Source organism: Peribacillus asahii (assembly GCF_003570725.1).
Lineage (GTDB): Bacteria > Bacillota > Bacilli > Bacillales > DSM-1321 > Peribacillus > Peribacillus asahii.
Map to the genome: position 1 here is coordinate 101,475 of NZ_QWVS01000015.1, position 26,604 is coordinate 128,078.

The following is a 26,604-nucleotide window of genomic DNA, read 5'->3' on the forward strand; positions in this document are numbered from 1 at the left end:
GACTATCCATCTGTCTAAAAAGGGCTGAATTTAGACGGTTATACTATCTCGACTAACTATGTTTAGATGCTAATCAAACAATCTCCGGCTCGCTTCATCACCGCTAAAATGAGCTAAAACAAATAAAAATATTGTACTGCGCAAATAATTAAGACAGATGCCTGAATTTACTTAAGGAAGTACCAACTTACAAAACTCGGAATACTATATAGAAATTTAAGACAAGAAGGTCGGTGTACTCATGATTAAAAAGGCCATTATACCCGCTGCCGGTTTTGGTACAAGGAGCCTACCAGTTACAAAGGTAATCCCAAAAGAAATGTTCCCTATCGGAGACAAGCCTTCCATCCAGTATGTCGTAGAAGAAGCCATTTCAGCTGGTATTGAGCAAATCTTAATCATTGTCTCACGCTCCAAAAACTTAATCGTAGACTATTTTGATCATTCGTTAGAATTAGAAATGTTTCTAAAAAAGGCAAATAAAGAGTTCTTATTACCTCAATTAAACATCCCTGATATTCAAATTGTTTACACCCGGCAATCATCTGCAAAAGGACTTGGTGATGCCGTTCGTCTTGGGAAACATTTCGTAGGGAACGATGCGTTTGCCGTACTGCTTCCGGATGATATTATCGTTGGCGGCGGATTAAAAGAGTTAATAGACATATATGAGAAAGAAAATAGTCATGTGATTGGTTTAACAAAAGTAGAGGAGCAATTTTTAAAAAATTATGGGGTCATTGATGGTAAACCTGTAGCTCCAGACCTCTATGAACTTGTAAATATTATAGAAAAACCGCAACAAAATGCCCCATCCAACCTCGCTGTAGTCGGCCGTTATATATTTACCCCCTCCATTATGGAAGCGTTAGAAAATCTAGAGCCAAGCATTGGAGGAGAAATTCAATTAACAGATGCTATTAAAAAGATTCTTCAAGAGGACAAGTGCCACGGAAAAGTCCTGTCAGGCACTAGATATGACATCGGATCAACAGCTGATTATCTCGCTATACAAAATTATGTTTTTAATCAAAAACATGAATGAATTACATTTATCCCCTATAAGTGTTCCTTCTACAAGACAAAAAGCACCTCCAAAGCAGCTTTCCTGCCCCTTATTGTTGTGATAAGGGCAGGATATTTATCGCTGCTTTAGAGATGCGATTTCATCAACTTATATGATTTCTTAAATTATTTATAACGAATAATATTTCTTCCTCGATTCATTCTATTCATAATAAAGCCAATAACAAGCGGTTTAAACAAATTGCGTGTAAATGGCAGCAGTAAGATAATCCCGATAATATCTGATACAAAACCAGGTAAGAGCAGAAAAATACCACCGATTAAAATACAGATGCCGTCGATGATTTCATGCCCTGGCATCGAACCATAGCGCATTTGCTCCTGCGCTTTACGCAATGTTTCTACTCCTTGTCGTTTCGCTAAAAACACACCGAATATGCCCGTAATGATTATCAAAAGAAGCGTTGGCCATATACCAATTAAATGACCACTTAACAATAGGATGGCAATTTCAACGACCGGCAACGCAATGAGTAAAAACAACATATATTTCATGTACATTCCTCCAGCACAATGTATATAACTACATTATACCTCCTATTACTTCAACAAGCGAAAATATCATATTACAAAACCCGTGAGTCTCCATCGTAAATAACGCCTCGGCTAGCATCTACTGTAATGCTTTGACCTTCTGTTAAAATCTTCGTTGCCTCTTCCGCCCCAACAATCACCGGAATACCAAGGTTAACGCCAACAACTGCAGCATGGCTCGTTAAACCGCCCTCTTCTGTAATTAACGCGACACACTTTTCAATCGCTGGCATCATTTCGCGGTCAGAACCAATTGTTACTAATACAGAGCCTTCTGTTACTTTCTCCAAAGCTTCAGCCGCTGTTTTTGCAATGACAACATTTCCTTTCGCTGCTTTCCGTCCGATACCTTGTGCTTTCAATAAAGAATCTCCTAATAAATGAATTTTAATTAAATTCGTTGTACCCTTCTCACCGACTGGCACCCCTGCTGTAATGACAACCAAATCTCCATGAGACACTAAGCCAGAATGTAAGCTTTCGTCAATGGCAATTTGAAGCATTTCATCTGTCGTATTCGCTCTAGGTCCCATTTGCGGATATACACCCCAAACTAATGCTAAACGTCTTACAACATGCTCATGAGCCGTCACCGCAATGATTGGTGCTTTCGGACGATACTTTGAAATCATGCGTGCTGTATGACCACTTTCTGTAGGTGTAATAATCGCGCCGACCTCTAAATTATGAGCAGTATGTGCTACAGATTGGCTAATAGCTTCTGTTACTTGATGTCGGTGAACTTTGCTCCTCTTTGATAAAATGTCACGGTAATTAAGCGCTGTCTCTGTACGAGATGCAATATTATGCATCGTTTGAACAGCTTCAACAGGATACAGTCCAGCTGCTGTTTCCCCAGATAACATAATCGCATCTGTTCCATCAAAAATCGCATTAGCTACATCACTAGCCTCTGCACGTGTAGGACGAGGGTTCCGCTGCATGGAGTCTAACATTTGCGTAGCTGTAATAACAGGCTTTCCAAGTTCGTTACATTTGTGAATCAATTCCTTTTGCACAAGCGGTACTTCTTCTGCTGGAATTTCAACACCCAAATCACCACGCGCAACCATTAAGCCATCTGACACTTCTAAAATTTCATCAATACGGTCGACACCTTCTTGATTTTCAATTTTAGGAATAATATGAATGCGTGTGCCATCATTTTTCTGTAATAGTTCTCGTACTTCAAGTACGTCTGAAGCTCGGCGAACGAAAGAAGCAGCGATAAAATCTACACCTTGTTCAATCCCGAACATAATATCTTGTTCGTCTTTTTCAGTAATACCCGGTAACTTTACAGACACACCTGGGACATTAACCCCTTTTTTATTTTTTAATGTACCGCTATTTAAAACTTTTGTATGTATTTCTTTTTCAACTTCATCAATGCTTATAACTTCAAGACCAATTAAACCATCGTCTAACAAAATTTTTGAACCAACGGATACGTCATGAAGTAATCCTTCATATGTAATTGAGAATTTTTCTGGCGTTCCAAGCACTTCTGTCATTGAAATAGTGATAGTCGAACCAGCCTTTAATTCAATTGCATCATTCTCCATATTATGGGTGCGGATTTCCGGCCCTTTTGTATCTAATAAAATCGCTACATTTTTGCCTGTTTGCTTTTCAGCTTCACGAATATTACGAATTCTGACTGCATGCTCTTCATGATTACCATGGGAAAAGTTAAGCCTTGCTACATTCATTCCCCCTTCAATAAGCTGAATAAGCTTCTCTATACTTTCACTTGCTGGACCAATTGTACATACGATTTTCGTTTTACGCATAATAATGTTACCCCCTTCATAATTCAAACAAGGATTATATCGACAATTCAGCCGATAAATCGTACATTTTTTTATCAATTGTGTGTTTCTTTGCCAATGCTTCCATAATATCATAATCGACTAACTTATTCTTTTCAATTCCAACCGCTTTACCGCCTTGACCTTCCATCAAAAGTTCTACAGCTCGAGCTCCTAATCGACTCGCCAGCACTCGATCACGCGCAGATGGCGAACCACCGCGTTGTACATGTCCTAATACGGTAACACGTGTTTCAAACCCTGCTTTTTCTTGGATTTCTTTTGCAATATCAACACCGCTGCCAACACCTTCTGCAACAATAATAATACTGTGTTTCTTTCCTCGTTCATGACCGCGATGGAGCTTTGCGACAAGCTCTTCCATATCGTAATCATATTCTGGACATAGGATGGTTTCCGCCCCGCCGGCAAGCCCTGCCCATAAAGCAATATCTCCCGCATCTCGTCCCATTACTTCAATCACATATGTACGTTCATGTGAAGTCGCTGTATCCCGAATTTTATCAATTGCATCAATGACCGTGTTTAAGGCGGTATCAAACCCAATCGTAAAATCAGTGCCAGGAATATCATTATCAATTGTTCCTGGTACACCAATACAAGGATATCCTTTCTCTGTCAATGCTTGAGCCCCTCGATAAGACCCGTCTCCACCGATAATAACAATGCCTTCAATCTCTAATTTCTTCAACTGTTCAATGGCTTTTAGCTGGCCTGCTTCTGTTTGAAATTCTTTGCAACGAGCTGTATGTAGAATCGTGCCTCCACGATGAATAATATCACCAACTGATCCTAATTCTAATTTCTTGATATCCCCTTCAATCAATCCTTGATAGCCATGATAAATTCCATATACTTCAAGATTATGATAAATCGCCTTCCGAACAACCGCGCGAACAGCCGCATTCATACCTGGAGAATCTCCTCCGCTTGTTAATACGCCTATCTTCTTCATTCTTCTCACCTCTTCATCATTTAAACGTGTCATTTTCTACTTAATCATTAATCATAATGCTTTAAGCCTACATTACCCTTAGGAGAAATTGAAGTCAAACGAAAAAAGATTTACACGAAATTACAAAAAGCAAAACCGGCTCGTTCAGATCAGGTAAAAACCCCCTCAAGGCGCTTTTTGCCTTTTAAAGACTCTCCTCTTGTTCACAGTGATTTAGCCGGCGAAGCTAGATAACAAAACGTGTTGAGAAGTTTCTTTCTTGTTTCTTTAAACAAGGCTGTATTAAATCAGCTTGTTAATCACACCCAAGCATACACAAATCCTTAAAAAAAGACGTGCCGTCCAAGACGACACGCTCCTATTAATTAGTATATTGTTCTTCAACTTTTGTTTCCGCCACTGACTGTTGTTTCTTTTCAGTAAACGTATATTCACCAATTTTCTTGTATTTAACATACCTCTGATGAATAAGCTCTTCACTATCCAAAGGAAGAAGATCTTTGAATGCGCGCTCTAAAACAGCTTGAATCGCCTCTGCTTGTTCATTCATATTCCGATGAGCGCCGCCTTTAATCTCAGGAATAATTTCATCAATCACACCTAAACGATATAAATCCGGAGCTGTAATTTGCATCGATTCTGCAGCACGTTTTGCTTGAGTAGCATCTTTCCATAGAATAGATGCCGCTCCCTCAGGTGAAATAACCGAATATGTTGAATTCTCCAGCATATAAATACGATCGCCCACACCAAGTGCTAAGGCTCCGCCACTTCCTCCTTCACCGATTACGACACAAATAATAGGTACTTTTAACCCTGCCATTTCAAACAAATTCCGAGCAATTGCCTCACTTTGTCCTCGCTCTTCAGCTGCTTTACCTGGATAAGCTCCTTTTGTGTCAATAAAACAAATAATCGGACGACGGAATTTCTCCGCCTGTTTCATTAAGCGCAATGCTTTACGATAACCTTCTGGGTGTGGCATCCCAAAGTTTCGACGAATATTTTCTTTTGTATCTTTTCCTCGTTGATGACCAATTACCGTCACTGGCTGTCCATTAAACTGTGCAATTCCAGCCACAATGGCCTCATCATCTCCATAGCAACGATCACCATGCAGTTCAATAAAGTTTTCGAAAATCAATGAAATATATTCAAGCGTTGTTGGTCGTGCCGGATGTCTAGCAATTTGAACACGATCCCACGGTTTCATATTTTCATAAACATCATTTTCTAATTTCGCCAGGCGCTCTTCTAATTTCGCAATTTCATTCGATAAATCAACATCGGCGTTTTTCGTTAATTCTTTTAATTCTTCAATTTTACTGCGCAATTGATTGACTGGACGTTCAAATTCTAATTCACCAATCATTGCCACTCACCACCTGGAGTATGGATTTTAAGAATGGTCGTTAAGGTTTCTTTTAATTCCAGTCGCGAAACAACGGCATCCAATTGACCATGCTTTAATAGAAATTCTGCCGTTTGGAAGTCTTCTGGCAACTCCTCGCGAATGGTCTGCTCAATAATTCGTCGTCCAGCAAAACCAATTAACGCTCCTGGTTCGGCTAAATTAATATCGCCAAGTGAAGCAAAGCTTGCCGACACACCACCTGTTGTCGGGTGAGTCATAATCGAAATAATGAGTCCACCTTTATCGCTGAACATTTTTAAAGCCGCACTTGTTTTAGCCATTTGCATTAAACTTAGTACGCCTTCTTGCATTCGGGCACCACCTGAAGCGGTAAAAATAATAAACGGAATATTCCGTTCAGCCGCTCGCTCAATAGCTCTTGTAATTTTTTCACCGACAACAGAACCCATACTCCCCATCCTGAAGTTAGAATCCATAATCGCCGCGGAAATTGTGTGCCCATTAATCGTACCTACTCCTGTCACAACCGCTTCGTTAATATTTGCTTTCTTTCGGTCTTTCTCTACTTTTTCAAGATAGTCCGGAAATTCAAGCGGATTGACAGAAATCATTTCTTGATCATATTCTGTAAAACTTCCCTCGTCAAACAAACTTGCAATTCTCTCAAAAGACGACATAGGATGATGATATTCACAGTACAGACATACTTTCTGATTCTTCACTAATTCTTTCGTATACATGATTTTTTTACAGTTGGGGCATTTGATCATAATCCCAGCCGGAACATCTTGCTGCTCACGGTCAACTGGAATTGTTGCATACTTCTTCTTGGATTTTATAAATAGCTCTTTAAGCAAGCTGGAATCCTCCCTTTACCGCCTAGTCTATGCATCGATCTTGTCCTAATACTGTATCAGAATCGTACTAAAAACTGTGTAACATCTTGTCACTCGCTCTTCGACATATTTCTGATAAGAGATATGTATGTTGCAACAACTTGATTTTCATCACGTTTTCTCACATATTCAAGCAGTGTTTCATATGCTTGCTTACTCACTTTCGTATCAGAAAAGGTCGATGCTTTTGCATAACTATTAACAATTCGCCAAATTCTCTCTAGTAACCGGTTACGATTACACATCGCAACTTTTAAGAAAAAATCTTCATCACTAAAATCGTTTTTTTCAGCCCAACGTATGAGTTGTTCAATCTCATCATCTATGGCATGGGCTATTATTACTCGTAAACAATCGATTTCGATTAGATTCCTCGTCTCTACTAGATCTTCATTTACTTTATTATTTTGTAAAAAAAATGTTCCCAGAAGCTCTACTAATTTATGCTCCTGGAAATCTTTAATAAAAGTCCCTTCTCCGCGTCTTGTTTCGATAAGCCCTAACAGCTCTAATGCACGTAACGCTTCTCGAACCGAAGAACGACCAACAGCGAGCCGCTCTGAAAGTTCACGTTCTGAAGGAATTTTATCTCCTGGAAGTAGGCCATCTGCTTCAATCATAGTGCGCAGATTTTCTACTACATCAAGATAAACCTTGGAAGAGGAATGCTGCTTGCTCACATAAATCAAGCCTCACTTTTTCCAATGAGGGCAAGCTTTCTTGTTTTAGCTTTTACTTCCTCCGGATCGATTTTAATTCTTGCTACACCCGTTTCCATTGCAGCTTTTGCTACCGCAGCCGCTACTTCAGGTGCCACTCGTTCATCGAATGGTCTAGGAATTACATAATCCGGATTAAGCTCATGATCTTCTACTAAACCGGCAATCGCGTGAACAGCTGCTACCTTCATTTTCTCGTTAATATGCGTTGCACGTACATCAAGCGCACCGCGGAAAATTCCTGGGAAAGCAAGCACATTATTTACTTGATTCGGGAAATCTGAGCGTCCCGTCCCAACCACTTTTGCACCTGCTGCTTTAGCGTCAGCCGGTAAAATTTCTGGATCAGGATTTGCCATCGCAAAAATAATCGGATCGACATTCATTGACTCAACCATTTCTTTTGTTAGTGCCCCTGCAGCAGAAACACCTATAAATACATCTGCCCCTTTGATTACATCTTCAAGTGAACCCCTCTTCTTATCACGATTTGTGATAAGTGCCACTTTTTCTTTAATATCATTCATCCCTATTGTTCGGCCTTCGTAAATAGCACCCTTTGTATCGCACATAATAATGTCGCGTACACCATAGCTATAGAGCAACTTAATAATAGCAATGCCCGCTGCCCCTGCACCATTTGCGACAATTTTAATTTCCGTCATTGATTTACCAACAACACGAAGCGCATTAACTAACCCTGCTACCGTCACAATCGCAGTTCCGTGCTGGTCATCATGAAAAATTGGAATATTTGTTTCTTTCTTCAATCTTTCTTCAATCTCAAAGCAATTTGGAGCGGCAATATCCTCTAGATTCACTCCGCCAAATGTAGGTTCAAGTAGTTTTACAGTTTCTATAATTTTATCCACTTCAGTCGTTTTTAAACAAATCGGAAAAGCATCGACTCCGGCAAAGCTTTTAAATAATAAAGCTTTCCCTTCCATAACAGGCATCGCAGCTTCAGGACCAATATTTCCAAGTCCAAGTACAGCCGTTCCATCGGAAACAACCGCTACTGTATTTCCCTTCATCGTATAATCATATACGGTTTCGGGTTTTTCATAAATTTCTTTGCACGGCTCCGCTACACCAGGAGAATATGCCAAACTTAAATCCTCTGCATTTCGAACTGGTACTTTTGAAACCGTCTCTAACTTCCCTTGATTTGTACGATGCATATGCAATGCTTGTTCTCTTAATGTCAATGCTCTCACTCCTTGAACTAATTAGGCAATAATCAAAAAGTACGAACTTAAGTGGTCAGACCACACGGGTCTACTTAATCATTCTAACATAACTATGACCATTGTAAACAGTCAGTCTCTCTTCAGGATGACATTGCCCTTCCCAACAATGTCAATTAACCGATTATGCAAACGGTCATTAGGCTGAACCCAATCCCATAGAGATAGCTGTACATAACGATTTTCCCGTTCGTAGTAAAGCATTACTTTTGTTTTGCCATTATGTTGTAATAAAATTTTTTTAATTTGTAATAAGATATCTTTCGTTTGCTTATCGTTTTCTATTTTTATAAAAAGAGTTCCTGTTTCTTGGCTTGCAAGTTGCTTAGCTTCATCGATTGAATAGATTTGTTGGACATTTAGTTGAAGCTTTCCATCGCGTTCTTCCAATGTACCTTGTAACATGACTATTGCATTTGTTTGAATTGTTTCAGCAAACTGTCGATAACTATTCGGAAAAACAACGGCTTCTAAATCGCCATCTTCGTCGCTAATAGTCAGAAAGGCCATCAACTCTCCTTTTTTCGTTCGAATAGCCTTCACTGCCGAAATATAAACACCAAGCAATGCCTTTGCTTCTTTCTTTCTTGTCGCTTCTTCAATCGATATACAGCCAAAATGCTTAAATAGCTTTTGATAAGTACTCACTGGATGATTAGATAAATAGAGACCTAGTACGTTTTTTTCAAACTGCAGCTTATCTTCTAAACGAATAGGCTCTACTTCAACATACTTAGGTTTCAGTGAAAATTCTCCATCTATCAATAAATCCAGCAAATCTTCATCTGGCTTTACTAACTCTGCATGATGAAGAGCGACATCAAGGCTAGCTAAAAGCGTTGCTCGGTCACGACCAAACTCATCAAAGGCACCTGAATGGATGAGCACCTCCACCACTTTACGTGTGACAATTTTTCCGGAAACACGTAAGCAGAAGTCAAACAAATCACTGAATTTCCCATTGCGACGTGCCGAGAAAATCTCACGTAAAACGGTTCTTCCTATTCCTTTAATAGCTCCAAGACTATATTGAATGCCATCTTGTCGGGCTATAAACGGATAAGTACTACGATTAATAGAAGGCGAGTGAATCATCATCCCTTTTTTCTTAGCCTCTCGAACATACTGAGCAATTTTATCCTCATTTCCGATAGCGGAAGTCATTAATGCCGCCATGAAATGAGCCGGATAATGCGCTTTTAAGTAGGCTAATTGATAAGCAATGACACTATAAGCAACCGCATGACTTCGATTAAAACCATAGTTTGCAAAGCGAACAATTAAATTATATATGCTCGAAGCGATTTTGTCAGAATAATCTTTATTTTTCGCACCGATAACAAAATGATTTCGCTCTTTGTCTAAAATTTCCTTCTTTTTTTTCGAAACTGCTCGACGTAATAAGTCAGCCTCTCCCAGTGAAAATCCTGCAAGTTTAGAAGCAATTTGTATAATTTGCTCTTGATACACGATAACACCATACGTTGACTCAAGAATTTCCTGTAAATCTGGATGATGGTAATCAATTGGAGCTAATCCATGTTTTCTCTCAATAAATTGAGGGATATTTTCCATCGGTCCCGGCCGGTATAAGGCATTGACTGCGACAATATCTTCAAAGTGCGTTGGTTTTAACTTAACAAGCACTTTGCGAATCCCCTCCGATTCAAACTGAAACACACCCGTCGTTTCACCTTTACTAAACAACGTAAAGGTGTCCTGATCATCCATCGGGATTTTCTCTAAATCGATTTTCTCACCTGTACCTTTTTCAATACTTGTTAAAATCTGTTCCATGAGCGTTAAGTTCCGTAAACCGAGGAAATCCATTTTTAACAGACCTATTTCCTCCAGAAGATCCATCGGAAACTGTGTTAAATAGATACCGGCATGTCCCGTTTGAATAGGGATAATGTCCGTAAGCTGTATATCGCTAATAATGACACCCGCTGCATGGGTAGATGTGTGCCTTGGCAATCCTTCCAGCGTCATTGCAATTGAGAAAAGCCTTTGATAACGCTCACTTTCTTGAACAAATGCTTGAAGGCGCTTAGATTCTTGATAAGCTTCCTTTAATGTGATACCTAAGCGATTGGGAATCATTTTAGATAATGTTTCCTGCTCTTTTGGATCTAAGCCGAAAACTCGGCCTGTATCGCGCAACGCTGCTTTGGCTGCCATCGTTCCAAACGTAATAATTTGCGCTACATGGAGTTCACCATATTTTCGGACAACATATTCAATAACTTCTTCACGGCGATGATCTGGAAAATCAATATCAATATCCGGCATCGTCACTCGCTCCGGATTTAAAAATCGCTCAAAAAGAAGCGAGTGCTCAATCGGGTCAACATTGGTAATTTGCAATACATACGCCACCATAGATCCCGCTGCTGACCCCCGCCCCGGTCCTGTTAAAATTTGATTTTCTCTTGCGAACTTCATAAAGTCCCATACAATCAAGAAATAATCGCTGAATTTCATCCGTTTAATCACATCTAATTCATAGCGCAGCCGCTCTTCATACTGTGGAGATGGTTGAGACCTCCTCTTTTTCAACCCCTCAAAACAAATAGCCTCTAACATCTCATCACTAGAAACCCCTTGATTAGTTGGATATTTCGGCAAAAGGGTACGCTGAAATGAGAGATTGACCTGACATTGTGCCGCAATATATTGCGTATTTTGTAACGCCTCTCTTTTATCCGTAAAAAGCTCTAGCATCTCTTCCATGCTTTTCAAATAAAATTGCTGGGAAGGTAATACTTGTCGCTCTTCATCATCCAGCTTATGCCCAGTGCCAACAGCTAGCAGCACTTCTTGAGCCAGTGCATCATCCTTCTCTAAATAATAAACTGGATTCGTTACAACCACTTTTATACCCATGTCTTGAGCTAACTGCTCCACCGCTGTGTTCCGTTGGTCCTCCCCCTGTATTTGAAGACGTTGAATAGAGACATAAAATTGCTGAAGCCCAAACAGGTCGAGAAACTGGTTTGCTTCCTCTTTCGCTTCCTCAACCTTTCCCTCTTCAAGCAAGCTTTCTATTTTCCCTTCTGCTCCCGGCGATATTGCAATTAACCCTTTCGCGTAAGCCTTCAACCAATTTCTAGGCAGTCCTTGCGGTGATTTCGTTTGAATAGCACTGCTAATTTTCAATAAATGATGATATCCTTCTTGATTTATCGCTAATAAAAGAAGCGGATATGCCTTTTCTTCCTGGTCAAGAACATCCGCTAGTAAGCCGATAATTGGTTTTATACCGTACTTTTTACATGCTTTATAAAAATAAAGCGAGCCATACATTACATTTCGATCACATAACGCTAAGCTTTCCATGCCGTCTGCTTTCGCCTTAGTGACGAGCTCATCAATTTTTACTGTTGAATTCAATAAACTATACCCGCTCTGAATATGGAGATGAGTAAACAAATCTTTCTCCCTCCTTTTTTAAAGCTTATTTTCCCTTATTATAGAGGTAATTGTTAGAAAAGAAAATATGTTCTCCTTATCGAACTTGTATCATACTAACGAAAACAATCCCATATAAATAGAGTAAACCACATTATAGACAAAGGATGAGGAAAAAATGAATGAAGCTTTCGTTCCAGCCTTTATTAATAGCTATTTTATTTCACTTGGAGTTTTATTAGGAGGCGCCCTCATCGGTGGACTTTCCGCTTTTTTTACAGGACAAGCTCCAATGACAACCGTATTTCGCTTATCCGATAATTTACGTATTTGGGCGATTGTAGCAGCTATCGGTGGAACCTTCGATATGATGTACAGTTTTGAGCGCGGTATCTTCAACGGGGAAACGAAAGACATTGTCAAACAAGTACTGTTAATTCTATCTGCATTAGGCGGTGCTCAAACCGGCGCACTCATCATCAACTGGTTTACCCAGGAGCATCTTTTATGAGAATTCCTCCTTATCACCGCGATCCAACTTGGCAACGATTCCTTGCTGGAGCAGCACTTGGCTCACTTATAAGCTGGGTGCTATTCTTTTATTTATTCGGTATTCAGCAAGAAAGACAAATTGTCAAAATTCAAGAGCAGGAGGAAACGATTTTAAATTTAAATCAAAAAATCTCCATTTGGGAGGAAGAATATCACAAACTGAATGAACAAACGGAAAAAGGATTAACAATTCAAGACGTCCAAGTGAAGATTATAAACGGGAATTACTATAAATTAGATTCATTAAGCATCGCCGAGACTGAAGAGGCTATTCGTGATGACCTTGCTTCGCTTATTGCGAAAGACGTCAAAACAATCTACAACGGAAGAATACTTTTAAAAAAATCAATTGAGAATAAGATAATCGACATTAATAAAAAAAAATATCGCTTAGAAGTGACAGAACTCATCTTTTATACAGATATGTATATTGAGGTAAAATTAGAGCGATTATAGAAGTACAAGCGCTGAAGCTTGAAACACTTAACGTCCCTCTAAAAATCGCATAACTTCCTAAACAGTGAAAAAGAAGCCTCGACGTCGAGGCTTCTTTTTTCATTACGCCTGTTGATTTAATTCTTCTAAATCAGCAAGTATGCGGTCTACTTCATCCCAAGAATAAATCGAGGCCCCTGATGCTAGCGGGTGTCCACCGCCATTATACTTTTTAGCAATCGTGTTAATAACTGGGCCTTTTGAGCGGAAACGAACGCGAATTTCATTATCCTCTTCAATGAAGAATACCCACGTTTTTACCCCTTTGATTGAACCAAGTGTTCCGACTAACTGTGAAGCTTCTGATGCAGTTGCTCCGAATTGCTTCATAGTCTCTTTCGTAATAATCATTTTACCCGTTCCGTGTGGAAGCACCTCGAAATGTTGCAATACATATCCGTTCAAACGAACAATATTTTCACTTACATCATACATCTCTTGGAACAACTGAGGACGGGAAAAGTTATAATTAATCAGCTCACTTGCATAAGCAAATGTTTTTTCCGTTGTGCTTGGAAACAGAAAACGACCAGTATCCCCAACGATACCAGCAAATAACAACCTTGCTGCCTCATCGCTTAACTTCAACCCCTGTTCTTTACCTGCTAAATAAAATTCATAAATCATTTCTGAACAAGAGCTTGCGCTTGTATCTACCCATAACAGGTCACCATATGGATCCGCATTCGGATGATGATCGATTTTAATTAATTTTGCCCCAGTTTTATAACGTTCATCGCAAATTCTTCCTGTATTAGCTGTATCACATACAATAACAAGTGCTCCTTCGTACATATCATCTGAAATCACATCTAATCTTCGTAAATAGTTTAGCGATGGCTCCTCTTTCCCTACTGTATAGATTTGTTTTGTCGGAAAAGATGCTTTCAAAATTTCTGCCAATCCCCCTTGTGATCCATATGCATCAGGATCTGGACGAACATGACGATGAATAATGATTTTCTCATACTGTTTAATTTCCTCTAAAATAGTCGCTTTCATGATACTCCCCTTTTCATTCTATCTATGTCTATTTAAACAAAAACAAGAAAGAATAAAAAGCTTTAATTGCTTTTCAGTGGAATTCTTTCTATGATTGACGGTACAATACAAAAAAGGATATTATTAACAATTATCCACACCAGCATTATTTCTCTCACATTGGAGGTTGCTCATTCATGCCTATTTTCGTTGTACTCATTATTGTTTCATTAGCCCTCTACGTATTTTTTAAAGTGAAATCATTGCGAACTCGTTTACCAATGGAGAAAAAATGGATTTCTAGTAAATCTTCAATGGCATTAGGCTCTTTTGTAACTTTCTTCGGAATCAATCAACTCTTTTTATTTCAATCTATGGTCACATACATTGTAGCAGGTATATTCATTGTAATTGGTAGTATAAACCTAATCGGCGGGTACAAAATGTACAAATATTACCTCCCCTATGCCATAGACGAAGCAGAAGCGATTGTACAACAAAAAGGATAGTCCAAACGGATTATCCTTTTTGTTATGTTATATGACTTTGTTCACTATTAGATTCAAACACTATTACTAATAAACGAGTACCTTACGCTTTTCCTATGATCGATCAAGCAATTGACAAGTTAACATCGCTTTACCAACCAATTTTCCTTGATTAAATACTTCAACATCGACTTTCCCAAACTTCCGCCCAACATCCAGCACGCGCGGCTGAACATCTAATGTGCTATCAATTTGAACTGGTTTGATGAAGTAAATTGTCATATTTTCAACAACTAGATCTCCGCGCTTATAGTTTTTTAATATACGGTTCGCAGAGTCTGTAACTATTGTCGTAAACACCCCAGTCGAAATCGTTCCTAAATAGTTCGTCATTTGGGGTGTAACACCATAGCTATAAACTTCTTCACCTTTCCCTCGACTTTCAGACATCACAAGCTGCCCTGTAATCGTATCATCAATCGTCTCTCCAACTTGAGGTTGTCGATGACTCATCTGCAACGCTTTCAAAACATCTTGACGACTAACAATCCCTTGTAATACAAGATTATCATTCACAACAGGAAGTAATTCAATCCCTTCCCATACCATCATATGAGCAGAAGAAGCAACGCTCATTTTATCTCCTACTGTCATCGGGTTTTTCGTCATAACTTTTTCAATCAACGTATCTTCTTCTTGTCCCATAATATCTTTCGATGTCACAATACCTTGCACTTTCATATTCTCATCAACAACTGGGAATCGACCATGACCTGTTTCCTGATTTAATTCATGCCATTTTTTCACGCAATCGTTCGAGGCTAAGAAGGAAGTCTCGTTAACTGGGGTTAAAATATCTTCTACCAACAAAATTTCTTTTTTAATTAGTTGATCGTAAATCGCACGGTTAATCATCGTCGCGACTGTAAATGTATCATACGTACTCGAAATGACAGGCATTTCTAATTCATCAGCCAGCTTTTTTACATGCTCTTCTGTATCAAAGCCACCTGTAATTAACACAGCCGCTCCAGCTTTTAATGCGTGCTCATGAGCTTGTGTTCGATTTCCGACGATTAACAAGTTTCCTGCTTCCGTATACCTCATCATCGCATCAAGCTTCATCGCCCCGATGACAAACTTATTTAATGTTTTATGAAGACCTGATTTTCCACCAAGCACTTGTCCGTCTACAATATTTACAACCTCTGCAAAGGTTAGCTTCTCAATGTTTTCTTTTTTCTTTCTCTCAATTCTAATCGTGCCTACACGCTCAATTGAGCTTACATAGCCTTGGTTCTCAGCTTCCTTAATAGCACGGTAAGCTGTACCTTCACTAACATGCAATGCTTTAGCAATCTGTCGGACAGAAATTTTCTCTCCAACCGGCAGCTCATCAATATATTTTAAAATTTGTTCATGCTTAGTAGCCAAGCTCTTCACCCTTTTCACGGTATTCCTATTTTTTTATTATAAGGCGAAGTAGCCAATTTCACAAATCCTAGGAATAATGATGCATTTTTTTGTATTCCTTTTTCTTTATTGGCTTACGCTTGCTTTTCGGTGAATATAATAAAGCTGTTAAATTTCCAGCAATCGTACATAAAGCAAATAGGAGCCAGCTTGCCGCAAATAAACCCTCTGCTCCCCCTGCTTGTAACGACAAACGCGGCACCGCATAATACAGCATCACACCACATAGCAACAAACATAACAATAATCGCTGTTTCATCCTATTCCCCCTTTTTTTACATAAATATGCTTATTTTATAAAAAAAGAAGCAGTCACGTTCATTTAGAACGTGACTGCTTTCTGAATTATAGCTCAATGATATCTCCAACTTCCATAATCCTACCGTTTCCTGCTTCCAACAATTCAAGAAAGCGATTCGGATCTTGTTTAATCGGTGGAAATGTATTGTAATGAATAGGAACAACCGTTTTAGCCTGCAGTAATTTAGCTGCTACAGCTGCATCCTCTGGTCCCATTGTAAAATTATCCCCAATCGGAATAAATGCTAAATCGATAGCATGTTTATCGCCTATTAACTTCATATCAGAATACAATGCCGTATCCCCGACATGGTAAATCGTTTTTCCTTCTGCCGAGAAAACCACTCCCGCAGGCATGCCTAAGTAAATAATTTGCTCATCTACTGTCATATAGCCTGTACTATGAAAAGCTGGCGTTAATGTCACTTTGCCAAAATCAAATTCATAGCTCCCGCCAATATTCATACCGTGAGTACGTACCCCTTGCCAGCCTAGATAAGTCGCAAGTTCAGCAATTCCCACTACAAGTGCATCATGCTTCTTTGCAAGCTCAAGCGTATCACCAACATGATCGCTATGACCATGTGTCAAAATAATAACATCTGGCTTTACATCCTCAACACGTAAATCCGTTAATGAATTCCCCGTAATAAATGGATCAAATAAAATGGTTTTCCCATTTGTTTCAACTTGCACAACAGCATGTCCATGAAAAGATACTTTCATTCTTCCACACTCCTTATCTTTTTGTCCCTCTTACATATTCTTTTTTTATCTTACAAATCCTCTAACATTTACATTCATTTTATCTCTTGATAAGGTAAATCTATACTTTTTTGGAGGGATTTCTATGAATGATAGGATAACCGAATTACAAAGCTGGTTGCAAGTAAATAACCTAGACGCAGCTTTTCTAACAGCACCTGATACGATTTTTTATTGCAGTGGATTTCAAAGCGACCCGCATGAAAGGTTGCTGTCCCTCTTTATTTTTCAAAATCATGAGCCTTTCCTTGTTTGTCCGCAAATGGAGGTCGCAGAGGCAAAACATGCCGGTTGGACCGCTGAAATCATTGGCTATAATGATATTGAAAATCCTTGGGAAAAAATGTCCGAAGCTGTGCGCAAAAGAAAACTAACACTTTCATACTTAGCCATTCAAAAAGAGCATCTGAACGTCGAAAGATTTGAACATCTCACACACTATTTCGCAGCTCCTGCTCTCGTTTCTGTCGAGGAAAAATTACGTCAAATGCGCATGATTAAAACAGAAAGTGAACTCAACAACTTACGCGAAGCCTGTCGTCTGGCCGACATGGCGGTGGACATTGGTGTTCATGAAATAAAAGAAGGCAAAACAGAAATAGAAATCGTTGCGGCCATCGAGTATGAAATGAAAAAAAGCGGCGTTCGTGATTTTTCTTTTTCCACCATGGTTCTCACAGGCACAAATACCGCTTCCCCGCATGGGACACCAGGAATGACAAAAGTAAAGCGGGGTGACCTTGTTCTATTCGATTTAGGCATTGTATATGAAGGATATTGCTCAGATATTACTCGAACAATCGCCTATGGCGATATAAGCGACAAACAAGCGGATATATATGAAACAGTCCGAAGAGCTCAAGAAGCCGCTATTAGTGTAAGTAAACCAGGAGCAACATGCAAAGACCTCGACATCACAGCACGAACAATCATCCATGACAAAGGATATGGTGCATACTTCCCACACCGCCTCGGTCATGGACTTGGCCTCAGCGTTCATGAATACCCATCCTTAACCGAAACAAATGAACTTGTCTTACAACAAGGAATGGTATATACGATTGAACCCGGCATCTATGTACCAAACATAGCGGGAGTTCGTATTGAAGATGATATTTATATCACCGACAAAGGCTGTGAAATATTAACAAAGTATCCGAAAGCGCTACAAATCATTCAATAATTGAATAATGAACCGCTTTCAAAATTCACTAAATTGTTACAAATCACCCATAATTTCTAATGTATAATAAGGGTATAAAAGAGGAGGAGATTATTACTATGAGTACTTATAAAAACATTTTAGTAGCTGTTGACGGCTCACAAGAAGCAGAATGGGCACTACAAAAAGCAGTTACGATTGCAAAAAATGACAATGCTACACTCGTTTTAGCTCACGTAATTGATACAAGAAATTATCCAACAATCGAAGCATATGACACAACAATCCGCGATCGTTCTGAAACATTCGCTAATGATTTAATTAAAAAATATAAAGAGCAAGCGGAAGCAGCTGGCGTAACGAATGTTGTTGGTGATATTGTCCTCGGTTCTCCTAAAGGACAAATCTCAAAAGACTTGCCGAAGAAACATAACATTGATTTAATTGTCTGTGGGGCAACAGGATTAAACGTTGTAGAACGGTTCCTAATTGGCAGTGTATCTGAAAGCGTTGTTCGCCACGCACGTTGTGACGTTATGATTGTCCGTACTGAAGAAGCATAAGCCAAATAAATAATCCTTAAATAAAAAATAAGCCTCTAGAACCCTTTTGGTAGCTTAGAGGCTTATTTTTATTATGCTTGTAAAAGCTTTTCGCCTTTTTCAATTGCAAGTTTTACTTGAGCAAAGCCCGTTCCACCTGCACTGTTACGGCGTTTAACTGCTTCATATGGGTTAAGAGCCACATAAATATCTTCTTCAAATAGTTGTGACGCTTCTTTAAACTGTTCTAATGAAAGATCTGCTAAATAGCATCCTTGTTGTACACAGAACAAGACAAGCTTCCCAACTACTTCATGTGCTTCTCTAAACGGCATCCCCTTCGAAGCTAAGTAGTCCGCTAATTCTGTTGCATTGGAAAAATCATTTTTCGTTGCTTTTTCCATAACATCCGTTCTGACTTTCATCGTAGAAATCATGCCAGCGAAGATTTTTAACGAACCAACAACGGTTTTAACTGTATCAAAAACGCCTTCCTTATCCTCTTGCATATCTTTGTTATACGCAAGTGGCAGACCTTTTAACACTGTTAATAACCCCGTTAAGTTCCCGTATACGCGACCTGTTTTACCGCGAATCAATTCGGCCATATCAGGATTTTTCTTTTGTGGCATAATACTGCTTCCTGTAGAGAAAGCATCATCTAATTCGATGAATTGGAACTCTTGGCTAGACCATAGAATAATCTCTTCACTAAAGCGTGATAGATGCATCATCATCGTTGCACTGTTGCTTAAAAACTCCAGCGCAAAATCACGATCACTAACTGCATCTAAACTGTTTTCATAGATACCGTCGAACCCTAACAATTCCGCACTTAAATGACGATCGATTGGGAAAGTTGTCCCAGCGAGTGCACCTGCACCAAGCGGTGAAATATTAATTCGTTTTAAACTTTCTGTAAAGCGTTGTTTATCGCGCTCTAACATCCAGAAATACGCCATTAAATGATGGGCAAACGAAATTGGCTGTGCACGTTGTAAATGTGTATAGCCAGGAATCAGTGTTTCTACATTCACTTTCGCCTGTTCTAAAATCGCTTCTTGTAAGTTTTTAATTAACTTTACAACATCGTTCGTTTGATTGCGCAAATACAAGTGAAGATCGGTTGCAACTTGGTCATTACGGCTGCGGCCTGTGTGAAGCTTTCCACCAACTGGACCAATTTCGTTAATTAGCATACTTTCAAGATTAAGATGGATATCTTCCATCTCAACCTTAAAAGTTAATTCACCGTTCTCAGCTTTCGCTTGTAAACCTTTTAGACCGGCAATAATTTTGTTTACATCTTCTTCTGGTAAGATTCCAGTCTGCTTGAGCATCGTAACGTGAGCCAGGCTGCCTTGAATATCTTCAAGAACAAGCTCCTGATCAAATGAAATGGAAGCTCCAAACTCGTCTACCCATTCTTCAGCAGACTTTGTAAATCTTCCTCCCCAAAGTTTGCTGCTCACACTGTCACCTTCTTGTTGTTCACCATGCTGTTTACTGCTGTTGGAAGACCAAAGATTTTAATAAAACCAACCGCTGCATCGTGATCGAACTCATCTTCTTTTGTATATGTTGCTAATTTCTCATCATATAGAGAGTACTCTGATTTTCTTCCTTCTACAATTGCATGACCTTTGAAGAATTTCACACGTACTGTACCTGTTACAGTTTTTTGTGTTTCTGCTAAGAACGCAACTAATGCATCGCGAAGTGGAGAGAACCAAAGACCATCATAAATCAATTCTGAAAGTTTCTTTTCAATAACTGGTTTAAAATGAGCTACATCTTTAACAAGTGTAATATCTTCTAACTCTTTGTGCGCTTTAATTAATGTCATAGCAGCAGGAGCTTCATATACTTCACGTGACTTAATCCCAACTAAACGGTTTTCTACATGATCAATACGTCCAACACCGTGTTTACCAGCAATTCCATTTAATTCAAGGATAAGTTCAGCTAGTTTATAAGATTTTCCGTCTAGTGTAACTGGAACACCTTGTTCAAAGCCAATTTCAACAACATCTGGAGTGTCAGGAGTATTTTCTAAAGCAGTTGTTAATTCATATGCATCTTCAGGTGGTGCTGCCCATGGATCTTCAAGAATTCCACATTCATTTGCTCTTCCCCATAGGTTTTGGTCAATTGAATATGGACTTGCTAAGCCGATTGGAACAGGAATACCATTCTCTTGTGCATATTCAATTTCTTCTTCACGAGACCATTTCCACTCACGAACTGGTGCAAGAACTTCTAAATCTGGATTTAACGCTTTAATAGAAACTTCGAAACGCACTTGGTCATTACCTTTTCCCGTACATCCATGTGCTACTGCAACTGCATTTTCAGCTTCTGCAACTTCCACTAATTTTTTTGCAATAAGTGGGCGAGAAAGAGCTGATACTAGTGGATATTTTTGTTCATATAAAGTGTGTGCTTGAAGAGAAATTAATGCATATTCTTCTGCAAATTCATCTTTCGCATCAATTACATATGAACTAACTGCACCAACTGTAATTGCTTTTTCTTTAATAAAGTCAAGGTCTTTTCCTTCCCCAACATCTAAACAACAAGCTACTACATCGTACCCTTTATTTTGTAACCATTTAATTGCAACGGAAGTATCAAGACCTCCGGAATATGCTAAAACAATCTTTGGATTTGCCATTTTTTCATCGTCCCTTTCGTTGTGAATAAAAATTCATGCGTTGTTATTTTTATTCAATCTCTGATTAAAACTATACTAGCTTTATAAAAGGAATGCAAGGTCTTTTTTTGGAATTTAAATAATAATTTATTAACAATTTTAAACACTTGAATTCATAGTCGTGCAGCCCAAAATATTGTACACTAATACTATAAAAATTCAAGATAGGAGCAGCTTACAATGAGTGAACTATTTGTCTTTGATGAACGCCTCGGAATCGCTCTCCCCTCTCTTAGCCAAGACTGGGATGAATATGAACATGATGTACAACAACAAATTCTTCTGCAATGGGAAAACATTCGCGGCAGCATTCCAGATCGAATACGTGATTTAGAATCCATTATTAATCAAAAACAAGATGCACTTTCGAATGAAAATAACTTTTCCCGTTCCTGCGAACTTAATACAGAAATCGCTGAAATAGCTTCCATCATTAACGATCTCTGGCTCTGGTATCGTACTAATCAACATATAAGTAGTAAAAGACATACTTAAGAAGGCTACCTAAAAAAATTTAGGTAGCCTCTTTATAGTATGAAAAAAGTATATCTAAGGGAACTGAAGGAACAAACAGATCTTCACTAAACATCGCCATTTACTAAAGGAATCCCGCATAAATATTAAACCGACTTAATTAAAATACTTCGCTAAAATATCACCGAGTATATTAATCCCTAAAACAAATGCTCCAACAACTACAGTTAAAACGAGGAATTCAAAAATATCAAATTCAAGCAAGATGCCACCTCATAACATTGTATTTTCCCATTCTTACATCATACATCAAATCGCTAACGGCTCTCTTTCCAAATCACGCTTGAAGGTGTTTCTCATACAAATAGCGATATTGATAAAACTTTTGAGCAAATTCACTAACATTACGGGTCACCTGATAATTCACACCGGCCCCGATTGCCATACTAATGAGTGGGATACCTTGAAACTGCTTTTTGCGAAACATCGAAATCGCTACTGCTTTCAACAACTGTTTTAATGGTTGCTCCATCCAACTTGTATTCGTTAACTCTTCATCCCCAATATAAAAATAATCATCTTCCTTAAGCTTCATTTCCTGAATTAATTCTTCCCAAGCCGCTCCCTGAAGTCGCTTCGGCATCATCCCTGCATGAAACACTTTAAGGGCAAGCATCATTTCTACCGGTGTATTCACCTCATACCCATAGGTCATCGCAATCAACTGAACAATGCGAACATTAATAACCGTCATCGCCGGAATGTCCCCGCCAAGCAGGAGCAGCCCTCCCGAACCACTCGCTCCGCCTTGAGTAAAAGAATAAAGTCGATGCTTCGCAATTTGTTGATCGGCTATGTAATTTAACTGATCAATTGTTAACTGATTCAAATCCGTAATAGTTGTAATCTGTTCATCGAATACACGGGCAGAAGCTAAAATTCTTTCTCTTGCATCGAGCTGAATTTGTGAGCTTTGTACAATGGCATGCAAATGAAACAACCAATTATCTAATTTGTTAAAGAACTGTTCTTTTGTTTTTTCTGGAAGAAGTGAAAACGTCATCTCTAACGATTTATCATATAACACCGCTAAATCTGTTGACTCATACTGCGAAAGTTTCTTTTCCCAAATGCTAAGTTCATTCCAAATTTCCTCTTCACGAACGGTCAATCCCATCGTTGGAACCCTCCTTTTAAACCGAATCCCTTCTACTGCAGCCTTATATCTATCCTCCAACAAAATCACCATTTATTAACTATTGAGCAAATGATTGGACTTTTTTGTAGTATACCATAGTAAAGTTACTAATTTAAAAAATTGTCTATTGTGCAGAATACTTTTAGGAAGTTCTTCATTATTATTTAACCTTTCTAAAACATAAAACGGAATGCATTCATGCAAAAAGCCTCCTTTCCAGAAGAAAAGAAGGCTAAGATTTAAACATTAACTTTTTGTTGAGAAGCAATCGCAGCTGCGTCACGTGCAATCATTACTTCTTCATTTGTTGGAATAATCATAATTTTCACCGGAGAGAAAGATGAATTAATAAATGCTTCTTCACCATGAATCAGATTTAATTCCTCATCCCAGTATACACCCATAAATTCAAGTCCTTCTAGAATTCTAGCACGAATCGTATGGCTATTTTCACCAATTCCTGCCGTGAAGATAATCCCATCTACTCCGCCCATTCTAGCAGCATATGAACCTATATATTTATGAATACGATCTGCAAACACTTCAAGTGCTAGTTCAGCCCGTTCGTCCCCTTCATTAGCTGCATCTTGAATGTCACGTAAATCACTCGAAAAACCAGATAAAGCATGAATTCCACTTTGCTTATTTAGTACATCTAGTACCTCATCCGCTGTTTTCCCGGATTTCTCCATTATATACGGAATAAGAGCTGGATCAATATCACCTGAACGTGTTCCCATTGTTACACCTGCAAGCGGAGTAAAGCCCATAGAGGTATCAATTGACTTTCCACCCTTAATCGCCGTAATACTTGCACCATTTCCAAGATGACATGAAATTAAGCGTAATTCCTCAATAGGTCGTCCCATCATCTCAGCAGCCCGCTGTGATACATATTTATGGGATGTGCCATGGAACCCGTATTTTCTAATTCCATAATTTTCGTAATATTCATACGGCAAACTGTACATATAGGCGCTGCTTGGCATTGTTTGATGAAATGCTGTATCAAACACGGCTACCGCTGGAGTATCTCCTAGAATATGTTGGAACGCTATAATACCAGTGATATTAGCAGGGTTATGAAGAGGAGCTAACTCTGAAAGTCGTTCTAACTCTTCAATTACTTCTTCTGTAATTAACACGGAATCACTAAATACTTCACCACCATGAACTACTCGGTGACCAACTCCATTAATCTCCTCAAATGAGCTGATTACTTGATGTTGAATTAATTTCTCTAGTAATAATTCCACTGCAACCTCATGGTTGGGGATATGTAACGTTTCTGTTACTTTTTGTCCTCGAACTGTTAAATTAAACACAGAATCTTTCAGACCAATCCTTTCAACATATCCCTTTGTAATTACAGTTTCACTCGGCATCTCAAAAAGCTGAAACTTTAAAGAAGAGCTGCCCGCATTAATCGCCATTATTTTAGACATCCAATTCACTCCTTTACTATAATAGCTTGCCTACTGTTACAGTATGTCGTCTCTATTTTTGTAGTATCATGTCTAATTTTATCATGGTAAGCGCATACATCCAAACAATTTTTTTATAAAGCATACCTAAAAAAAGCCAATACCTTGATGGCACTGGCTTTTTAGGTCACAAAAAATTTTTTTCTGTTTCAAACCAAGCATCTATCTGTTGCACAACAGAGTGGGTTGCTTCGAAATTCGACAGCTTTGGCAATTGAACAAGAAGCGCTTTTTTCGGTGCTTCAATTCCCTCTTTTTTCTTCTGTAAAAGTAAGATACTCTTTGCTGCTGCTTCGCTCTTAAACATCGAAAGCGGCAGCTGAACCATTCCTTGAATATGCGTAGAGGATTTTAAATATTGATTCAACTTCGGTGCTTCTTCCGTTACAAAAATATTATTAGGTACTATAAAAAATAAGTAGCCTCCATCCTTCGTATGTCGCACACTTTGCTCAATAAACAAATGATGTGCATAAGAATGACCTTGATCTGCTTTTAATTCATAATCAGCGGCTCTCACATCATTTGGATAATACCCGACTGGTAAATCGCTCACTACGACATCGACAGGATCAATGAATAACGGCTCTAGACTATCTTGATTATAAAATTGAACAGGGTGCTCTTGTAAATTAGCCCCTGAGTAGGCAAGGGCAAGCAGCGTCTCATCAATCTCTACTCCAGAAGCATTAATTTCTTGTTCTGAAAGCTGATTCAATATCGTAAATAACAAGTTTCCTGTCCCAACGGCCGGGTCTAAAACCGTAAAATCCTTTTGATTTTTTGTAAACTTTCCTACTAAATAGCTGACGAACAAGCCAACCGCATCAGGGGTCATCTGGTGATTCGGTTGTACATTCTGCTGCATGCCTTTTAAAATCGCTAGCTGATAAGCCTTGCGAATCGTTTCTTTATTATATTTTTCGGGCGCAAAAGCCTCACAGTGCTTCGTTAATCGCTTCTTCGATAATTCACTTACTTCTTCTTGAATAACTTTTCCGTGGAAAAAGTTTTCACCTGTTTCTCCAAGTGCATCTAAATATGTGCAAGAAAGTTCTTCTTGTAAAATTTGTGTCGTTTCATCGAATGCTTGAAATAATTGTTCAACTGGGGTCATTTTCACTTCATAATTCCTCCTGTTTTCTGCTTTGTCTATTTTATAGCGAAGAACGAATGGCTACAAGCGTAGAGGTTGTTTTAGATGGATTATCAGAATTCTTCATTGCAATGAACAATACGCGAACGCCTTGATTAGTCCCCGAAAGCTGCTTGCACTGGATGCCGAAATGTTTATCTTAAACTCAAAAAAGGCTGTACCAAAGATATCCTTTGGAACAACCTCTTTCCTCACTTACTTATTTTGCGGCTTTTGCTGCTTCAAGAGCTGCTTCATAATTTGGATGATTTGTTCCTTCTGAAACATACTCCGCATAAACGATTTCATCGTTGCTATCAACAACAAAAACCGAACGTGCTAGGAGACGAAGCTCTTTCATGACTACTCCGTATGCTTCTCCGAATGAAAGGTCACGGTGATCAGAAAGTGTTTGAACATTTTCTAAACCACTTGCTGCACACCAACGCTTTTGTGCAAATGGAAGATCTACAGAAATTGTCAACACCTCTACATTCTCTAACGTAGATGCTGCTTCATTAAACTTTCTTGTTTGTTGATCACAAACACCTGTATCAATTGATGGAACAACTGAAATGATACGCACTTTCCCTTTTGAGTCACTTAAAGAAACAGGTGTCAAATTATTAGCCAACACCGTAAAGTTTGGTGCTTTATCTCCTACCTTTACTTCTGTACCAACTAAAGTAACTGGATTATTAATAAATGTAACTGTTGCCATTTTCTATTCCTCCTTTATAGACTTATATGTACAGATTTAATAATAGGGGGTTTACCGTATTTTTGC

25 protein-coding genes are annotated in these 26,604 nt (G+C 38.8%); 7 read left to right on the plus strand and 18 right to left on the minus strand.

Translation table 11 applies throughout. From position 1 onward, the window contains the following. Positions 1 to 241: 241 nt before the first annotated feature. Positions 242 to 1,045: a UTP--glucose-1-phosphate uridylyltransferase gene (locus tag D1953_RS08950; RefSeq protein ID WP_119116836.1), complete on the plus strand. Its 804-nt coding sequence runs from the start codon at positions 242 to 244 to the stop codon at positions 1,043 to 1,045. Positions 1,046 to 1,191: 146 nt separating this feature from the next. Here the strand turns inward: D1953_RS08950 and D1953_RS08955 are convergent, their stop codons facing one another. The 8 genes from D1953_RS08955 to dnaE form a co-directional block, all read right to left on the minus strand. Further along, on the minus strand, positions 1,192 to 1,581 hold the full coding sequence (locus tag D1953_RS08955; protein WP_119116837.1) for an FxsA family protein: 390 nt from the start codon (positions 1,579 to 1,581) through the stop codon (positions 1,192 to 1,194). 71 nt (positions 1,582 to 1,652) lie between these two features. After that, entirely contained in the window at positions 1,653 to 3,413 is a 1,761-nt protein-coding gene (gene pyk / locus D1953_RS08960) for a pyruvate kinase (RefSeq protein ID WP_119116838.1), read from the minus strand. 34 nt (positions 3,414 to 3,447) lie between these two features. Then, complete coding sequence (gene pfkA, locus D1953_RS08965) at positions 3,448 to 4,407, minus strand: 6-phosphofructokinase (RefSeq protein ID WP_119116839.1); 960 nt, start codon at positions 4,405 to 4,407, stop codon at positions 3,448 to 3,450. A gap of 361 nt (positions 4,408 to 4,768) precedes the next feature. Then, positions 4,769 to 5,779 (minus strand): acetyl-CoA carboxylase carboxyltransferase subunit alpha, encoded by a 1,011-nt coding sequence (locus D1953_RS08970; protein ID WP_119116840.1) that lies wholly within the window; start codon positions 5,777 to 5,779, stop codon positions 4,769 to 4,771. Continuing rightward, positions 5,776 to 6,639 (minus strand): acetyl-CoA carboxylase, carboxyltransferase subunit beta, encoded by an 864-nt coding sequence (gene accD / locus D1953_RS08975; protein WP_119116841.1) that lies wholly within the window; start codon positions 6,637 to 6,639, stop codon positions 5,776 to 5,778. The genes D1953_RS08970 and accD overlap by 4 nt, the downstream gene beginning before the upstream one ends. Before the next feature lie 89 nt (positions 6,640 to 6,728). Then, the gene (locus D1953_RS08980) at positions 6,729 to 7,358 is read right to left on the minus strand and encodes a FadR/GntR family transcriptional regulator (protein ID WP_119116968.1); all 630 of its coding nucleotides are present in this window, start codon (positions 7,356 to 7,358) and stop codon (positions 6,729 to 6,731) included. Positions 7,359 to 7,363: 5 nt separating this feature from the next. Next, positions 7,364 to 8,605: an NADP-dependent malic enzyme gene (ystJ, locus tag D1953_RS08985; RefSeq protein ID WP_119116842.1), complete on the minus strand. Its 1,242-nt coding sequence runs from the start codon at positions 8,603 to 8,605 to the stop codon at positions 7,364 to 7,366. Positions 8,606 to 8,716: 111 nt separating this feature from the next. Continuing rightward, complete coding sequence (dnaE, locus tag D1953_RS08990) at positions 8,717 to 12,076, minus strand: DNA polymerase III subunit alpha (protein ID WP_119116843.1); 3,360 nt, start codon at positions 12,074 to 12,076, stop codon at positions 8,717 to 8,719. A 157-nt stretch (positions 12,077 to 12,233) separates the two neighbouring features. On the opposite strand from dnaE, the gene ytrH reads away from it, so the two are divergent. After that, the gene (gene ytrH / locus D1953_RS08995) at positions 12,234 to 12,566 is read left to right on the plus strand and encodes a sporulation membrane protein YtrH (protein ID WP_119116844.1); all 333 of its coding nucleotides are present in this window, start codon (positions 12,234 to 12,236) and stop codon (positions 12,564 to 12,566) included. Further along, on the plus strand, positions 12,563 to 13,063 hold the full coding sequence (gene ytrI, locus D1953_RS09000; RefSeq protein WP_119116845.1) for a sporulation membrane protein YtrI: 501 nt from the start codon (positions 12,563 to 12,565) through the stop codon (positions 13,061 to 13,063). Before ytrH ends, ytrI begins: the two co-directional genes overlap by 4 nt. 102 nt (positions 13,064 to 13,165) lie before the next feature. Here ytrI and D1953_RS09005 read toward each other — a convergent pair whose 3' ends face one another. Further along, a complete protein-coding gene (locus D1953_RS09005; protein WP_119116846.1) occupies positions 13,166 to 14,104 on the minus strand; it encodes a DHH family phosphoesterase in 939 nt (312 codons plus the stop codon). Positions 14,105 to 14,280: 176 nt separating this feature from the next. Between D1953_RS09005 and D1953_RS09010 the strand changes: the two genes are divergently transcribed. Next, positions 14,281 to 14,592 carry a YtpI family protein gene (locus tag D1953_RS09010; RefSeq protein ID WP_119116847.1) on the plus strand — a complete coding sequence of 104 codons (312 nt, stop codon included), beginning with the start codon at positions 14,281 to 14,283 and terminating at the stop codon, positions 14,590 to 14,592. 93 nt (positions 14,593 to 14,685) lie between these two features. On the opposite strand, the gene D1953_RS09015 is transcribed toward D1953_RS09010, so the two are convergent. The 3 genes from D1953_RS09015 to D1953_RS09025 form a co-directional block, all read right to left on the minus strand. Then, positions 14,686 to 16,005: a CBS domain-containing protein gene (locus tag D1953_RS09015; RefSeq protein WP_119116848.1), complete on the minus strand. Its 1,320-nt coding sequence runs from the start codon at positions 16,003 to 16,005 to the stop codon at positions 14,686 to 14,688. A gap of 67 nt (positions 16,006 to 16,072) precedes the next feature. Then, positions 16,073 to 16,303 carry a hypothetical protein gene (locus D1953_RS09020; RefSeq protein ID WP_119116849.1) on the minus strand — a complete coding sequence of 77 codons (231 nt, stop codon included), beginning with the start codon at positions 16,301 to 16,303 and terminating at the stop codon, positions 16,073 to 16,075. Between the two features lie 86 nt (positions 16,304 to 16,389). Next, positions 16,390 to 17,070 carry a metal-dependent hydrolase gene (locus tag D1953_RS09025; protein ID WP_119116850.1) on the minus strand — a complete coding sequence of 227 codons (681 nt, stop codon included), beginning with the start codon at positions 17,068 to 17,070 and terminating at the stop codon, positions 16,390 to 16,392. Positions 17,071 to 17,194: 124 nt separating this feature from the next. On the opposite strand from D1953_RS09025, the gene D1953_RS09030 reads away from it, so the two are divergent. Then, positions 17,195 to 18,292, plus strand: a complete 1,098-nt coding sequence (locus D1953_RS09030; RefSeq protein WP_119116851.1) for a M24 family metallopeptidase — start codon at positions 17,195 to 17,197, stop codon at positions 18,290 to 18,292. Between the two features lie 98 nt (positions 18,293 to 18,390). Then, a complete protein-coding gene (locus tag D1953_RS09035) occupies positions 18,391 to 18,834 on the plus strand; it encodes a universal stress protein (RefSeq protein WP_119116852.1) in 444 nt (147 codons plus the stop codon). Positions 18,835 to 18,905: 71 nt separating this feature from the next. On the opposite strand, the gene argH is transcribed toward D1953_RS09035, so the two are convergent. Both argH and D1953_RS09045 read right to left on the minus strand, forming a co-directional pair. Beyond that, complete coding sequence (gene argH / locus D1953_RS09040) at positions 18,906 to 20,285, minus strand: argininosuccinate lyase (RefSeq protein WP_119116853.1); 1,380 nt, start codon at positions 20,283 to 20,285, stop codon at positions 18,906 to 18,908. Then, positions 20,282 to 21,487 (minus strand): argininosuccinate synthase, encoded by a 1,206-nt coding sequence (locus D1953_RS09045; RefSeq protein WP_119116854.1) that lies wholly within the window; start codon positions 21,485 to 21,487, stop codon positions 20,282 to 20,284. The genes argH and D1953_RS09045 overlap by 4 nt, the downstream gene beginning before the upstream one ends. 219 nt (positions 21,488 to 21,706) lie before the next feature. Between D1953_RS09045 and D1953_RS09050 the strand changes: the two genes are divergently transcribed. Next, positions 21,707 to 22,021 (plus strand): hypothetical protein, encoded by a 315-nt coding sequence (locus D1953_RS09050; protein WP_119116855.1) that lies wholly within the window; start codon positions 21,707 to 21,709, stop codon positions 22,019 to 22,021. Between the two features lie 316 nt (positions 22,022 to 22,337). On the opposite strand, the gene D1953_RS09055 is transcribed toward D1953_RS09050, so the two are convergent. The 4 genes from D1953_RS09055 to tpx form a co-directional block, all read right to left on the minus strand. Continuing rightward, positions 22,338 to 23,177, minus strand: coding sequence for an EcsC family protein (locus D1953_RS09055; protein WP_119116856.1), 840 nt, complete (start codon positions 23,175 to 23,177; stop codon positions 22,338 to 22,340). Positions 23,178 to 23,437: 260 nt separating this feature from the next. Further along, a complete protein-coding gene (locus D1953_RS09060) occupies positions 23,438 to 24,643 on the minus strand; it encodes an acetate kinase (RefSeq protein WP_119116857.1) in 1,206 nt (401 codons plus the stop codon). 166 nt (positions 24,644 to 24,809) lie between these two features. Further along, positions 24,810 to 25,805 (minus strand): class I SAM-dependent methyltransferase, encoded by a 996-nt coding sequence (locus D1953_RS09065; RefSeq protein ID WP_119116858.1) that lies wholly within the window; start codon positions 25,803 to 25,805, stop codon positions 24,810 to 24,812. Between the two features lie 232 nt (positions 25,806 to 26,037). Beyond that, on the minus strand, positions 26,038 to 26,538 hold the full coding sequence (gene tpx / locus D1953_RS09070; RefSeq protein ID WP_119116859.1) for a thiol peroxidase: 501 nt from the start codon (positions 26,536 to 26,538) through the stop codon (positions 26,038 to 26,040). Between the last annotated feature and the right edge of the window lie 66 nt (positions 26,539 to 26,604).